Genomic DNA, 13132 nt, shown 5'->3' with positions numbered 1-13132 from the left:
CCTGGTTCTGCTGAATCGACAAAAAGGAAGTCTATGCAGTTGGATTTCACCCGCGCCACAACGCCGGGTACCGATAGAGCGCGGCGACTGGCGTCAACGACGTCGGCGGCCGGCTCCGCGCCGAAGCCCCGGCGGCGCAAGAAAGTAGTCGCCCCGCATTGGGAGCGCGGCTATCGCTCGCATTTCTACCGCAATGAACGCGGCGACAAGCTTGGCGAGGTGCGCCTGTCCGAGCGCGGCGAAGTTCCCGTGGTCTACCACTGGGCCGCAGGCAATTACTCGGGCGCCGAAGGATCGCTGGCCCACGCACGCGCGCGCGTCGAAGAAACCATCGGTTTCGGCATGCGCCAGCTGTCGCTGTTCTGAGCAGGTATTTCGCCGCTGCCGCCTCTGCCGGCACTGCGACCCGTCCGCGCCATCATCCGCTGCGCGGCGACTCCGCACCTCCCCGATTCATTCGCCCTGCAGTCAATCCAGCGTTCCGCCACTGACGGCGGGAAAATGCGCGCGTTTCAGGCCAGACGCCGCTGCGCCAGCATGAAACGCCGCCGCGCCAAGCGCGAGCACCGCAATCAACCGGTAGATATCCTCGCAGGCAATCAGCCTGGCCTGTTGCTCGACCATCGCTGCGAGTTGCGCCAGTGCTCCCTGGTGTGCCTGTGCCATGTCGAAGCCGCGCGCGGACAGCGCCGCCTGCACCGACGCCCCCCATTGCTGCACGCCCTGGACAAAACGCGCCGCCACATCTGCGCCAGCGTATGGCCGGTGGCCGCAGCAAGCGTACCGGCCATGAACAGCAGCAGGGCGCCGGTCAGCTAATAGCGGTACCCAAACCGGCGCAACAGCCACCGCTGCTTGAGGATCATCAGCATGCTGCCGACGGCGTAGGCCGCCTGCACCGGGGCAAAGGTGCGCGGATCGGCGCCGATGCCGCCGACGATATGGCTCGACGCGAACACGAACATGATGTTCTCGAGGAACTCCACGCCGGTGGCCAGCGCCAGCAGCATCATCAGCAGCGTCTGGCGCTGGCGGTGGCTGAGCCAGCGCAGCCAGCGCATGTCGACGCGCAGCCGCGACAGCGGCCGCCAGGATGTGCCGGCCGTCATGGCTGCAGGGCTTGCAGGGTCCGGTGCAACTGCGTCAGCGCGCGGGTGGCACCGGCGAGGCCGCTCGCGCCCACCGGTGCCCAGGCCTCGCCGTAGGCGGCGTGGACCACCGGCGCGGCCCGCTCCAGCAGGCGCCGTCCGGCCGCGGTCAGGGTCAGTTCCAGTCCGCGGCGGTCCTGCGCCGACGCCTGGCGGCGCAGCAGGCCCCGCGCTTCGAGCCCGTCCAGCAGCCGCGTCATCTGCGTGCGGGTGACGTCCAGTGTCGTACCCAACTCGGACGCCATGCTGGGCTGGCCTTCGTCGGCCGACAGCATGCTCATCACCAGGTACTGGTTCATGTCCAGCTCAAAGGGGGCGAGCGCCTGGTCGATATGCGCGCGCAGCAGCAAGCGCGAGGCCAGGATCAGGTCGCGCGGCGCTTCGGGATGGTTGGCGCAATAGCGATCTATGCGGGCTTCGAAACTCATGGCGGGCAGCAATCCGTTGGCGACGGATTGATTACCGACGCAGCGCGCCCGCGATGTCCCGCGTACCCGCCCGCATGCGCTCCGCCGCCTGCCGCACGTGAGCCGGATCGGCATTGCCATAGCGTTGCCCGATGTAGGCCGCGGCAACCGCCGCGATGGCTGCGGCCGCCTGCGGCAGTCGGGTGCTGGCGCGTGCGGCGAAGTCCTGGGGACCTTCGGCCGGCGCGCGCGCGCAGCCGTGCCGGGCCAACAGTTCGCAGAAGCGGTCGTAGGCTGCGTCAAGCGGATCGGCCCGCTCCCGGCGCCGCCACAGCGGCACCAGTGCGAGCAGGCACAGCACCCCGAGCGCGCCGGCCAGCAGCTGCCCGGCACTGGCGCCCGTGCCGAGGGTGGCCAGCAGGCGCGCCTGTTGCGCGTGGTCGTACTGCAGCACCCAGCGCTGCCAGCGGTAGACCATGCCCTCGTAGGCCCAACGGACATCCTGCAGCCAGCCCGGCTGGTGCGCCGGGCGCCAGGCCGCGGCCTCGGCGCCAAGGACGGCGTCCAGGCCCCGCTCGATCCGGCTGGGCGCGACCGCGCTGGTGGGATCGACGCGCACCCAGCCGCGGCCGTCGAGCCAGACTTCGGCCCAGGCGTGGGCGTCGGACTGGCGCACCACGTAGTGGCCGCCGATGGGGTTGTATTCGCCGCCCTGGTAGCCAGTGACGACCCGTGCCGGCACGCCGCCGGCGCGCATCAGGAAGACGAAGCTGCTGGCGTAGTGTTCGCAGAAGCCGCGCCGGGTGTCGAACACAAAGCTGTCGACCTGCTCCGCGCCGAGCTGTGGCGGGCTAAGCGTGTAGGCAAACGGCGCGGCGGCGAACAGGCGCAGTGCCGCCTGCACGCGTGCGGCGGGATCGGCGTGCTGCGCGGCCCATGTTGACGCCAGCGCGCGGGCGCGCGGGTTGCCTGCGGGCAGGGCCAGCGCCAGCCGGCGCGTGGCGGCATCCAGCGCCTCCGGTGCCGGCGTGAGCGTCGATCGCGCCTGGTAGCGGATGCGCTGGTCCACCGGCCGGCGCGACAGGAATTCGCCATCTGGCGTGACGGCGGCGTCGGCGGATGGCGACAGGGCCTGTCCGCGGTCCAGCACCAGCAGCCAGTGCTGCGAACTGGGCTCGAGCGTGATGCTGTAGTCGACTCCACGCCCAGCCACTGCCATCGCAGGTGCGGGCGCCTGCGCGTGCAGGCGCTGCCGCGCCGGACGCCAGGTGGTGCCGTCGTACTCCCACAGCACCAGCGCGCGCCAGTACAGCGCCGCGGCAGGCAGCGGCGGGCCGGCGACTTCAGCGCGCAGCGCCAGCGCCGGCGAGCGGATCAGCTGGCCGACGCTGCCTGGCCGCATGGTATCGCTGAGGCCGGTGGTGCCGGTGGGCGCGGACTGCGGCAGCTGCCACAGCGGATGCTCCAGCCGCGGGAACAGCACGAACATGGCCACCGCCCACGGCAGGCCGAGCAGCGCCATGCGGCCCAGCATCGGCCAGATCGCCAGCCGGCTGCGCGCCTCCGGGTGGTGCAGCAGCAGCCAGTTGCGCAACACCCAGGCGCCGATGGCCAGGCTGTACAGCGCCAGCCAGAAAGGCTGGTCCGACAGGTACAGCGTCAGTATCAGGTAGAAGGACAACTGCGTCACCAGCGTGGCATCGCCGAGCGCGCGGCACTCGAGCAGCTTGAGGATGACGAACGCACCCAGCAGCGCCACCGCCAGCTCGCGCCCCACGCCGCCGCCGGCCTGCCAGGCCAGCGCACTGGCCACCAGCAGCACCAGCAGCGCGGTGGTGCCGAGCATCCAGCGCGACGGCAGCGGCGCGCGCCGGCGCCACAGCAGCCAGCGCCAGCCCAGCAGCAGCAACAACAGCAGGCTGACCGACACCGGCAAGGTCCGCGCCTGCGGCGCCAGCACCAGCGCCAGCTGGCCGAGCAGCATGCCGTGGTCTTCATGCCGCAGCGGCCTTGCCACGGCGTTCATCGGCGGGCTCCGGGCCGCGTTGGATGCTGCGGCCACAACGCCAGCGCTTCAAGACAGGCGCGCCGATGGCTTGCGCCGCATGCGGGCGGCAATTCGAGGCCCGGCAGGCGCAGGCCGATTTCCGCATCGTCCGGCGCGGCCAGCAGCCAGGCGCACAGCCGCGACAGCCGCGCTTCGGCGTCCATGCCCGCGGGCATCGCCTGCCAGTCGAGCCAGCGCGCCGGGCGCTGCGGTGGATCGCCGCTGCGGCTCAGCCATCGGCCGGTGCGCGCGCTGTGCTTCCACGCGATCCGGTGCAGCGGGTCGCCGCTGCGGTAGCGCCGCAGCTGGTCGATGCCGTCGTCGCCCGGAACGGATGACGCGGCAGGTCCCGCGTCATCCGCGCCAGGGCGATACGCGGCGGGCGGGGGCGGTGCATTAACTTCCGGCGCCGGGTAGACCAGCGTCGACAGCGGCAGGTCCGCATGGCTCCAGACGCGGAACAGCCCGAATGGGAAGCGGCTGCTGATCACCACGCGCGGCAGCGCCAGCCGTCCGCGCCGCGGCGCCGGCACGTGCAGCGCAAGCGTGCCGCTGGCGTGGCCGTCCAGCGTCAGCGTGGCCGGCACGACTTCTGGCAGCGCCGGCACGCGCGCCTCGATGCCGATGCGCGCGCCGGCGTCGGCGTTGTCGACGCGCAGCGCAAACACCGCGAGCTGGCCGGCATGCACCGGCGCCACCGTGCCCGCGCTCACCGCCAGTTCGAGCAGGTTGCGGTAGGCCAGCCACATGCATGACATGCCGATGCCGGCCAGCAGGAAGGTCAGCGCGAAGCCCAGGCTGATGTTGTAGTTGAGCGAAGTCAGCAGCATCGCGCCGAGCAGCACGGCAAAGCCGATGCCGCCCCGCGCGGGAAGGATATAGAGATGGCGCCGGTCCAGCCGCACGGTGCCGCCGGACGGCCGGCGCGCGGCAATGCGCTGGCGGAAGAGCCTGACGGACGCGAACAGGCCTGGCCAGGGCAGGCGATGGTGTGCGGCCGCGTTCCGGTTGTCGTGCGGCGCCGCCAGCGGATCGCTCGCCATGGGCGTCAGGGAATGGCCACGCCGGCAAGCAGCGCCGCCAGCTCGCCATCCACCGCCGCGGGGCTGCCGCCGCCCGCCGGCAGCAGCCGGTGCGCGGCAACGGCGGCAAAGACCGCCTGCACATCCTCGGGCAGCACCAGTTCGCGCTGCGCCAGCAGGGCCCGTGCGCGCGCGCAGGCCAGCAGCGCCAGCCCGGCGCGCGGCGACAGGCCGGCGGCAAAGCCGCTGTGGCGCCGCGTGGCCTGCACCAGTGCCAGCACATAATCGACCAGCGCGGGGCTGGCGTACACCTGCGCGGCGGCCTGCTGCAGGGCCAGCACCTGCGCGGCATCCATGACCGGCGTGGCTTCCGCCGCGCTGGCGCCGCCGAGGTACAGCACGCGCTCGAAGGCGGGATCGGGATAGCCCAGCGACACGCGCATGGTGAAGCGGTCGAGCTGCGATTCAGGCAGCGCATGGGTGCCCAGCTGCTCCAGCGGATTCTGCGTGGCGATCACGAAGAACGGTTCCGGCAGCGCGTGCGTGGTGCCGTCATGGGTCACCTGCCGCTCGGCCATGGCTTCGAGCAGGGCGCTCTGGGTTTTGGGCGGCGCCCGGTTGATCTCGTCGGCCAGCACTACCTGCGCGAACACCGGGCCGCGATGGAAGCGGAATTCGCCCGCATCGCGCACGAACACCGAGACGCCGATCAGGTCCGCCGGCAGCAGGTCGCTGGTGAACTGCACGCGCTGGTACTGCAGCCCGAGCGTACGCGCCAGCGCATGCGCGAGCGTGGTCTTGCCCACGCCGGGCACGTCTTCCAGCAGCAGGTGGCCTCCCGCCAGCATGCAGGCCAGCGCCAGCCGGACCTGCTGCGGCTTGCCAAGGACGATGCGGCCCAGCTGGGCCTGGGCCTCGGCCAGCGAAGCGACGATGCGTGGGCGAGCAGTCACGTTGGACCTCGGCGCAAGGGAGTTGGAAGGGAGCCGGACCGGCGGCAAAAACGGGGACGCAGTGCAGCGCATTGTAGCGGCGTGCGCGGCACGCGGCACCGTCTGTTTCCGAACGGAGACACCCCGGGCCGGCGGCGATGCACCCGGATGGCGCACAGGCTGCGCCAGTTTGCGCGGGTTCTGGCATCATGAGCCTGTCGGGCCACCGCCGGCCCAACCGTATTTCTTTCTCCTTCCGCTGCCCGCTGCAATGACTGCCTCGCTGGACCCCTCCGCCGACCTCCGTGCCGACCTCCGTGCCGACCTCCCTGCGGCTGCCGTGCTGACCCCCGGCGCCGCCGATTCCGACGCGCTGCTGCGCCTGGCGCAGGCCTTCCATGCCAACGGCTTCGTGATCCTGCGCGGCTTCGGGAGCGAGGCAGACTGCGCCGCGCTGGAAGCGGTGGCGCGCAGGCACCTGGCGGCGGTGGTGCCACCGGTGGAGTTCGAGGCCGACCTGGGCTATCCCGGCGCCCCGGCCGCGCGCGACGCCGCCGGCGGCGGCACCGTCAGGCGGCTGCGCCAGGCCTACGGCCGCGACGAAGTGTTCCACGACTGGGCTACCGCTCCGAAGCTGGTGTCGGTGGTGCAGGCGCTGCTGGGCGAACCCGCGTGCCTGACGCTGGCGCACCACAACTGCGTGATGACCAAGCACCCGCACTACGGCAGCCAGACCGGCTGGCACCGCGATACGCGCTATTGGTCGTTTGCCAAGCCCGAGCTGGTGACGGTCTGGCTGGCGCTGGGCGACGAGGATGAAAGCAACGGCGTGCTGCGCGTCATTCCGGGCTCGCACCGCGCGGCGCTGGAGCCGGGCCAGCTGGATCCCGCGGAATTCCTGATCGAGGCGCATCCCGCCAGCCAGCCGCTGCTGCAGGCGGCGCGGCCGCTCGCGCTGCACCGCGGCGACGTGCTGTTCTTCGACAGCCGGCTGTTCCACGCGGCGGGCCGCAATGCCTCCAACGCGGTCAAGCTGTCGGTTGCCTTTGCGTACTTCGGCGCCAGCAACCGGCCGCTGGACGGCACGCGTTCGGCCGAGTTCGGCAGCGTGGCGCTGCCGGTGGCCGGCTGAGGCAGCCGGCGCGGGTGGTGGGGCCGGCCTTCAGGTACGCAGCCCGACCAGCCCCGAAATTTTTTCCGAAGCTTCGAGCAGCGGCGGCAGGAAGCGCTCCAGCATTTCCTGCGCGCTGGTGCGATTGGCCTGGCCGCTGATATTGATCGCGGCGATGGTCTGGCCGGCGCGGTTGCGGATCGGCGCCGCCAGCGACACCAGTCCCTCTTCCAGCTCCTGGTCGTTCAACGCCCAGCCGCGCGTGCGGATATCGGCGACGATGGTCTTCAGCGCTTCGATGTCAGTCACGGTGCGGCTGGTGCGCGCGCGCAGTTCGCTGGCGCGCAGCACGGCGTCCAGCTCGGCTTCGTTCAGCCCTGCCATCAGCACGCGGCCCATCGACGAGCAATACGCCGGCAGCCGGCTGCCGATCGACAGGTTGATGGTCATGATCTTGCGCGCCGGCACGCGCAGCACGTAGACGATCTCGGTCCCGTCCAGCACGGAGATCGAGCAGCTTTCATGCACCTGCTGCGACAGTGTCTCCATGATCGGCTCGGCCAGGTTCCAGAACGGCATCGAGGTCAGGTAGGCAAAGCCGAGGTCGAGGATCTTGGGCGTCAGCCGGAACAGCCGCCCGTCCGCCTGCACATAGCCCAGTCCCACCAGTGTCAGCAGGATGCGGCGCGCGCCCGCGCGCGTCAGGCCGCTGGCCTGGGCGATTTCCGTCAGCGTCTGTGCCGGGTGCTGGGCATTGAAGGCACGGATGACCGACAGCCCGCGTGCAAAGGACTGCACATAGCTGTCGCTTGGCTTCTCGGGCGCGGCGGCGCTGCCTGCGCCCTGGGGCGTCTGCGCGTCGCGGGGGGAGTCGGTGGAACTGGCCATCGGTGTAGCACCGGCGCGGGTCGCCGGATTGGCACGGAAAGGCCGAAAGGGTAGAGGAAATGCCGGCACAACGCCAGTGCCGGCCCCCATGGCTCACCACCAGCGGGGGATGGCGGCATGGCCCCGGCGGCGCCCGTTCGGAACGCCGCCGCCATGCTGTCTCCTGCACCGCCTCCCTTGTTATCGGGGGCTGGAGAGGCGTCTTAGCGGAAGCTGCGCTGCACCAGCACGAACACCGCGCCAAGCACACAGATCACCGCGAAGCCATGCAGCATGTCCATACCTGCCAGCAGCGTGGCCTGCCGGTCGATTTCCAGCGAGATCTTCGCCAGCCCGGAGGCCGACAGCGCATCCGGCGATTGCAGCGCCGGGTTGAAGCGCGTGACCTGCTCGACCAGGTGGGTGCGGTGCTCGGCCAGCCCGTCCTGCATGAACACGCTGGCCAGGCCGGTGCCCACGGCCGAGGCAATCTGCTTGCACACGTTCTTGAACTGGTAGGCGTGCGAGAAATCCTCGACCGGCACCTCCAGGTAGGTCATCGATGCCACCTGCACCATCAGCAGCACCGGCGTCAGCCCTTCCAGGAGCTAAAGTCGAAACTGGTGTACGGGCGGGGAATTTGAGGCGCGGAGTAGAGGGCGGTGGAGCTTTCCGCTGAGAATCTGATTGTCGAGATCGGAAACCAGCACAAGAAAGGTCCACCATGAGCAAGGATAAAGGGAAAGAAGCAGTCGGTCTATCGGAAATCGGGCTTGGGCTCGAGGAGCTGATCAGGCGCGGGGCTCGGCGGGTCATCCAGGAGGCGATTGAAGTGGAGCTGGCAGAGCTGCTTGAGCAGTTCAGTAACGTCAAGACGTTGAGCGGGCAGCGCGCCGTGGTTCGCAATGGCTACCTCCCGGAGCGCGAGGTGCTGACGGGGGCCGGCCCGATTGCCGTGAAGGTGCCCAAGGTGCGCGATCGGTCCGGGTCTGGCGTGAAGTTCAACTCGGCGATCGTGCCGCCGTATGTGAGGAAGTCGCCGCGGGTGAGTGCAGCGCTGCCCTGGCTGTATCTGAAGGGAGTATCGACAGGCGACATGAGCGAGGCGTTGTCGGTGCTGCTTGGTGAGGATGCCAAAGGGCTATCGGCCAACGTGGTGAGCCGATTGAAGGCGCAGTGGGCAGACGAGCATGCGAGCTGGAATCAGCGTGATCTGTCGGCGGCGCGCCATGTGTATTGGTGGGTGGACGGCATCCACACGGGTCTGCGTAGCGAGGGATCGGACGGGCAATGCCTGCTGGTCATCATCGGCGTTACGCCAGACGGCAGGAAGGAGCGCGTGGCGATCGGTGACGGCTATCGGGAATCGAAGGCATCGTGGGTGGAAGTACTGTTGGACCTGAAATCCCGCGGCCTGCAGGCTGGCCCGCTGGCGGCGGTCGGCGATGGCGCCATGGGATTCTGGGCTGCCCTGGAGGAGGTGTTCCCGGCCACGCGCGCCCAGCGTTGCTGGTTCCACAAGATGGGCAATGTCCTGAACGCCTTGCCCAAGTCCCAGCACGGCCGCGCCAAGGCAGATCTGCAGGCGATTTGGATGGCGGCCACCAGGGCAGATGCCTATGCTGCCTTCGATCGCTTTGCGACGATCTACGGCGCCAAGTACCCCAAGGCCACCGGCGTGCTCACCAAGGACCGAGACAGCCTGCTGACCTTCTACGACTTCCCGGCCGAGCACTGGCAGCACATCCGCACGACCAACGCGATTGAGTCGACCTTCGCGACCGTGCGTCACCGCACGACGCGCACGCGCAATTGCGTGTCACGAGCGACTTTCCTTGGCCTGGCCTTCAAGCTGATCGAGGAAGCCGAGAAAACATGGCGCCGCATCAAAGGTGCCGAACACATCGAACTGCTCTTGAAGGGCGTCCCCTTCAAGGACGGTGCCCCGGCGCAAGACAATCCGCCGGTTCAGCAGAAACTCGCCGCCTGACGACCGGCCACGATCAACCTTCATACACCAGATTTGACTTTATCTCCCCTTCCAGCAGCACCACCGGCACCAGCGCATAGTCGGGGGCGCCCGGCATCAGCTGGTGCGAAAACAGCATCGCGGCGCAGGCATAGAAGACAAAGCCAAGCGCGATCACGCGCCGCTTGCGGAATACCAGCGCCATGCCCAGCGTGATGGCCACGGCGCCGATGGTCGCCACCGCGCCGCTGGTTGCCAGCAGCATGCAGGTGGTGCGGAAGGTCAGGCCCAGGCCGGTCTGCGTCAGCGACGGCAGCAGGAAGGCCCATGCCGACGACATCAGGTAATACAGCGTGTAGAAGCCCAGCCCGTAGAGATACTGGCGCCCGGCCAGCCGCGACAGGTCGATCCACGGGTCGGGATGGCGGTACAGGCGCCAGCCGGCGAAGGCAAACAGCGCCAGCCCGCACAGCGCCGCCAGCGGCATTTCCAGCGAACTGAAGAAGCGCGTGTAGCGCATTTCCTGCAGCGTATGCAGGATCACCAGCGCGCCGGCCGCGGCGGCGATCGCGGCGGGCCAGTCCAGCGTCGACACCGGCGGATGCCGGTCGCGCGGCGCGCGCGTGGGGTAGGTCAGCGCCACCGACAGCAGCACCGGCAAGGCAATGCCGGCCTGGAACAGGAACACCGCGCGCCAGCCGATATCGTCGAGGAACATGCTGGTCAGCCACGGCGCGAGCGCCAGCATCGAGAACGCGCCGCCGCCGAAGCGCAGCATTAGCGCGCCGCGTTCGGCCGGCGTCGACACCAGCTGCACCAGGATGCGCGAGGCCGCGAACAGGCCCCCGGCGCCCAGGCCCTGCACCGCCTTGCCGGAGATGAGCCCGGTGGGGGTGGCAAATTCGGCACAGATCAGCGAACCCAGGATGAACACCACCAGCGACACCAGCGTAAAGCGCTTGTACGTGATGCGGCGCGCGACCTGGTCGAGCACCATGTTCATCAGCACCGCGGTGGCGGCATAAGCCGAGACCGCGTACAGGTAGTCTTCCGGCGCGGCGCCGACGCCGCCCTGGATATGCTGGCTGGCCACGCCCATCATCAACGTGGAAGAAAAGTCGATGCCGGTGACCAGGCCGAGCGTCAGGCCGAACAATGAAAGACGCCAGTGACCCATTTCGGGGTGACTGGTGAGTTGCATGCGGGGGTGTGCTGGGGCGGAGGCCGGTGTCGTAGCGGGGGCGAGGGCTGCCGGGACTGATGTTGCCAGCGCTGGGGCTGAGCCGTCCGGTGCAGCCGGGACAGGCGTTTGTTGCATCGCTCAAGCATAATGTCGCCTGCCGCCGAGAACTACAGGCTGTCAGGGAAACATTGTCCGGTGAATCAAACAATTCAATGGAACGACTGGGAAGCGTTCTGCTGCGTCGTCGAGCAGGGAACGTTCACGGCCGCGGCGGAGCAGCTCGATTGCCCCAAGTCGCGCGTCTCGGCCGCGGTCGCGCGGCTGGAAACCGCCATCGGCGCCAAGCTGCTGGAGCGCACCACGCGGCGCATGCGCCTCACCGATGCCGGCAAGGCGGTCTATCGCGACGTGGCGCCGCTGTTCGCGCGGCTGCGCGAGATCCGCCAGGAAACGCTGGCGCGCGAGGAGCGCGTGCAGGGCGTGCTGCGCATCGCCACACCTTATGAATTTGGCGCCCAGCAACTGGGCGGGGTGATCTGCCGTACACTCGTCGCGCATCCGGCGCTGGATGTGGCGGTCGAGATCACGCAGGGACTGGTCGACCCGATCCGCGACGGGTTTGACGTGGCGTTCGTCATCGTCGATGCCGACCTGCCCGACTCCGGCACGGTGGCCCGCCGCATCTACCACGTCGAGCGCGGGCTGTTCGCCGCGCCGTCGCTGGCGGACAGCCTGCCGGCGCAGCTGCGCCCGGAAGACCTGGCCAACATGCCGACGCTGACCACGCCGGGCGACACGGTGTGGGAATTCACCCGCGACGGCGAGACCGTCTCTGTGCCGATCCGCCCGCGCATGCAGACCTTCAACGCCGAGCTGCGCCTGCAGGGCGCGCTGGCGGGCCTCGGCATCGCGCGCCTGTCGGTGAACTACTGCGAGGCCGAGATCGCGCAGGGCCGCCTGGTGCGGGTGCTGCCGGATTTCCCGCTGCCGCCGCTGCGCGTGTTCGCGCTGCTGCCGGACCGGCGCCTGCAACCGCGCAAGGTGCGCGTGTTCATGGAAGCGATCGAGTCGATGATGGTGTCGGAGCTGGGGCCCGAGCCAGGCCTGGAAGGGATCGAGCCCGGCGAGTGGGCGAGGGAGGGCGCTGGGCCCGAAGACGACGCGCAGGCGGACGGAAGCGGCCTGGCACAGGGAGAGGCCCGCCCTGCGGGTTGAGGACGCCGGCGGGCCACCACGGCGCAAGGCCGTGGCAAGGGAAAACGCGCAGACTCAGGCGCCTTCGGTGAAGCTGTCGCGACGGCCGGTGATGGCGGCGCCGTCGGTGAACGGATCGACCTTGCCTTGCCTGGCACCGTCGGTGAACGGATCGGCGCGGCCGTTCCGGAAGGCATATCGAGCGCCGTCCAGGAAAGGATCGGCCTTGCTGGCGTGGGCGATGCCGCCGTCGAGGCGCGCAATATCGGAAACGGGTTCAGAGGCGTGCGCGGCAGCGGCGGCAAACGACAGGCCGGCCGCGCACAGCAGCGAAAGCGCCAGGTTGCGGGGTTGTGCGAGGGTCTTCATGGTGTGGTCCTTCTTGGCAGGGTGCGTGGCTGCAGCGCCACGTTGCCTGTAATGTAGGACTTCACACTAAGCAGAAAAAGCGTCAATTCTCGAAACACTGTCCAGACATCTGGACAATGCGCCGGCCAGTGCCCGGCCCCATCGCAGCGGCCTGCGGTCCTCAAAAATGCATGTTGAACACGCTCGCGCCCAGCCTGGCGACCACCATCAGCAGGATCTGCGCGATCACGAACAGCACCAGCGGCGAGACATCGAAGCCCCCGAGGCGGGGCACCACGCGCTGGATCGGGCGCAGCACCGGCGCGGTCAGGTGGTCGATGGCGGGCGTGATCGGCGAATGCGGGTTGACCCACGACAGGATCGCCATCAGCAGCGTGACCCACATCACCAGGCTGATCGCCCACTTCAGCACATAGAGCAACGCGGTCAGCAGCACCGCCGGCAGGAACGCCAGCAGGTCGGCGCCGCTGAGCAGCGCGACCAGCAGCAGGAACACGACCGCCGTCAGCCAGGCCGCCACCACCGTGGCCCAGTCGATGCCGCCCACGCCCGGAATGATCCGGCGCAGCGGCCGCACCAGCCAGTCGGTGATCTGGAACACGCCCTGCGAGACCGGGTTGCGCGTCGGCAGCCGCGTCAGCTGCATCCAGACGCGCAGCAGCAGGGCCATGCCGAACAAGGTAAAGATGGTATCCAGCAGGAAGAGGGCGATTTCCGTAAACATCGATGCGGTTTCCGGTGGGGTTAGGGTGTCTGCAACCGCACAGATTCTGCCATAGCCCGGCGTCACGTCGGCACATCCGGGTCGCGTGCCTGTGGCGCGTCCAACATGCCGGCGCCGCCCTATAATTGCGAGCGCCCGCGGCCGCACTGCGCCGGCGGC

13 protein-coding genes and 1 pseudogene are annotated in these 13132 nt (G+C 69.3%); 4 read left to right on the top strand and 10 right to left on the bottom strand.

Going from position 1 to position 13132, the window contains the following annotated elements:
- The first annotated feature begins 33 nt into the window (after window positions 1-33).
- A complete protein-coding gene (locus AC5WJ1_RS21350; RefSeq protein WP_133097915.1) occupies window positions 34-366 on the top strand; it encodes a hypothetical protein in 333 nt (110 codons plus the stop codon).
- Between the two features lie 351 nt (window positions 367-717).
- Here AC5WJ1_RS21350 and AC5WJ1_RS21345 read toward each other — a convergent pair.
- From AC5WJ1_RS21345 to AC5WJ1_RS21325, 5 genes and pseudogenes are all read right to left on the bottom strand, one after another.
- Window positions 718-1109, bottom strand: a pseudogene (locus AC5WJ1_RS21345) (MFS transporter); the annotation flags it as partial.
- Window positions 1106-1576 carry a MarR family winged helix-turn-helix transcriptional regulator gene (locus AC5WJ1_RS21340; RefSeq protein ID WP_135703446.1) on the bottom strand — a complete coding sequence of 157 codons (471 nt, stop codon included), beginning with the start codon at window positions 1574-1576 and terminating at the stop codon, window positions 1106-1108. The pseudogene AC5WJ1_RS21345 and the gene AC5WJ1_RS21340, both read right to left, overlap by 4 nt.
- 31 nt (window positions 1577-1607) lie before the next feature.
- Window positions 1608-3581 carry a transglutaminase TgpA family protein gene (locus AC5WJ1_RS21335; protein ID WP_494476947.1) on the bottom strand — a complete coding sequence of 658 codons (1974 nt, stop codon included), beginning with the start codon at window positions 3579-3581 and terminating at the stop codon, window positions 1608-1610.
- Complete coding sequence (locus AC5WJ1_RS21330) at window positions 3578-4645, bottom strand: DUF58 domain-containing protein (protein ID WP_135703448.1); 1068 nt, start codon at window positions 4643-4645, stop codon at window positions 3578-3580. Before AC5WJ1_RS21330 ends, AC5WJ1_RS21335 begins: the two co-directional genes overlap by 4 nt.
- A 5-nt stretch (window positions 4646-4650) precedes the next feature.
- Entirely contained in the window at window positions 4651-5577 is a 927-nt protein-coding gene (locus AC5WJ1_RS21325; RefSeq protein ID WP_135703449.1) for an AAA family ATPase, read from the bottom strand.
- Window positions 5578-5827: 250 nt separating this feature from the next.
- On the opposite strand from AC5WJ1_RS21325, the gene AC5WJ1_RS21320 reads away from it, so the two are divergent.
- Entirely contained in the window at window positions 5828-6688 is an 861-nt protein-coding gene (locus AC5WJ1_RS21320) for a phytanoyl-CoA dioxygenase family protein (RefSeq protein ID WP_135703450.1), read from the top strand.
- A 30-nt stretch (window positions 6689-6718) separates the two neighbouring features.
- Here the strand turns inward: AC5WJ1_RS21320 and AC5WJ1_RS21315 are convergent, their stop codons facing one another.
- Together AC5WJ1_RS21315 and AC5WJ1_RS21310 are read right to left on the bottom strand one after the other, a co-directional pair.
- Complete coding sequence (locus AC5WJ1_RS21315) at window positions 6719-7555, bottom strand: IclR family transcriptional regulator (protein ID WP_133097921.1); 837 nt, start codon at window positions 7553-7555, stop codon at window positions 6719-6721.
- A 203-nt stretch (window positions 7556-7758) separates the two neighbouring features.
- Entirely contained in the window at window positions 7759-8112 is a 354-nt protein-coding gene (locus AC5WJ1_RS21310) for a hypothetical protein (RefSeq protein ID WP_494476946.1), read from the bottom strand.
- Window positions 8113-8258: 146 nt separating this feature from the next.
- Here AC5WJ1_RS21310 and AC5WJ1_RS21305 point away from each other — a divergent pair, with 146 nt between their 5' ends.
- On the top strand, window positions 8259-9524 hold the full coding sequence (locus AC5WJ1_RS21305) for an IS256 family transposase (protein WP_022540107.1): 1266 nt from the start codon (window positions 8259-8261) through the stop codon (window positions 9522-9524).
- A 13-nt stretch (window positions 9525-9537) separates the two neighbouring features.
- On the opposite strand, the gene AC5WJ1_RS21300 is transcribed toward AC5WJ1_RS21305, so the two are convergent.
- Window positions 9538-10704, bottom strand: a complete 1167-nt coding sequence (locus AC5WJ1_RS21300; protein ID WP_494476945.1) for an MFS transporter — start codon at window positions 10702-10704, stop codon at window positions 9538-9540.
- 177 nt (window positions 10705-10881) lie between these two features.
- Between AC5WJ1_RS21300 and AC5WJ1_RS21295 the strand changes: the two genes are divergently transcribed.
- Window positions 10882-11901 carry a LysR family transcriptional regulator gene (locus tag AC5WJ1_RS21295; protein ID WP_133097923.1) on the top strand — a complete coding sequence of 340 codons (1020 nt, stop codon included), beginning with the start codon at window positions 10882-10884 and terminating at the stop codon, window positions 11899-11901.
- Between the two features lie 54 nt (window positions 11902-11955).
- On the opposite strand, the gene AC5WJ1_RS21290 is transcribed toward AC5WJ1_RS21295, so the two are convergent.
- Together AC5WJ1_RS21290 and AC5WJ1_RS21285 are read right to left on the bottom strand one after the other, a co-directional pair.
- Complete coding sequence (locus AC5WJ1_RS21290) at window positions 11956-12249, bottom strand: hypothetical protein (protein ID WP_135703452.1); 294 nt, start codon at window positions 12247-12249, stop codon at window positions 11956-11958.
- Window positions 12250-12409: 160 nt separating this feature from the next.
- Window positions 12410-12973 (bottom strand): YggT family protein, encoded by a 564-nt coding sequence (locus AC5WJ1_RS21285; RefSeq protein WP_133097925.1) that lies wholly within the window; start codon window positions 12971-12973, stop codon window positions 12410-12412.
- Window positions 12974-13132: the final 159 nt, after the last annotated feature.

It is taken from the genome of Cupriavidus sp. MEYA8, from assembly GCF_059278825.1.
The sequence above is the reverse complement of the archived record's forward strand: the minus strand, read 5'-3'. Positions and strand labels throughout refer to the sequence as shown.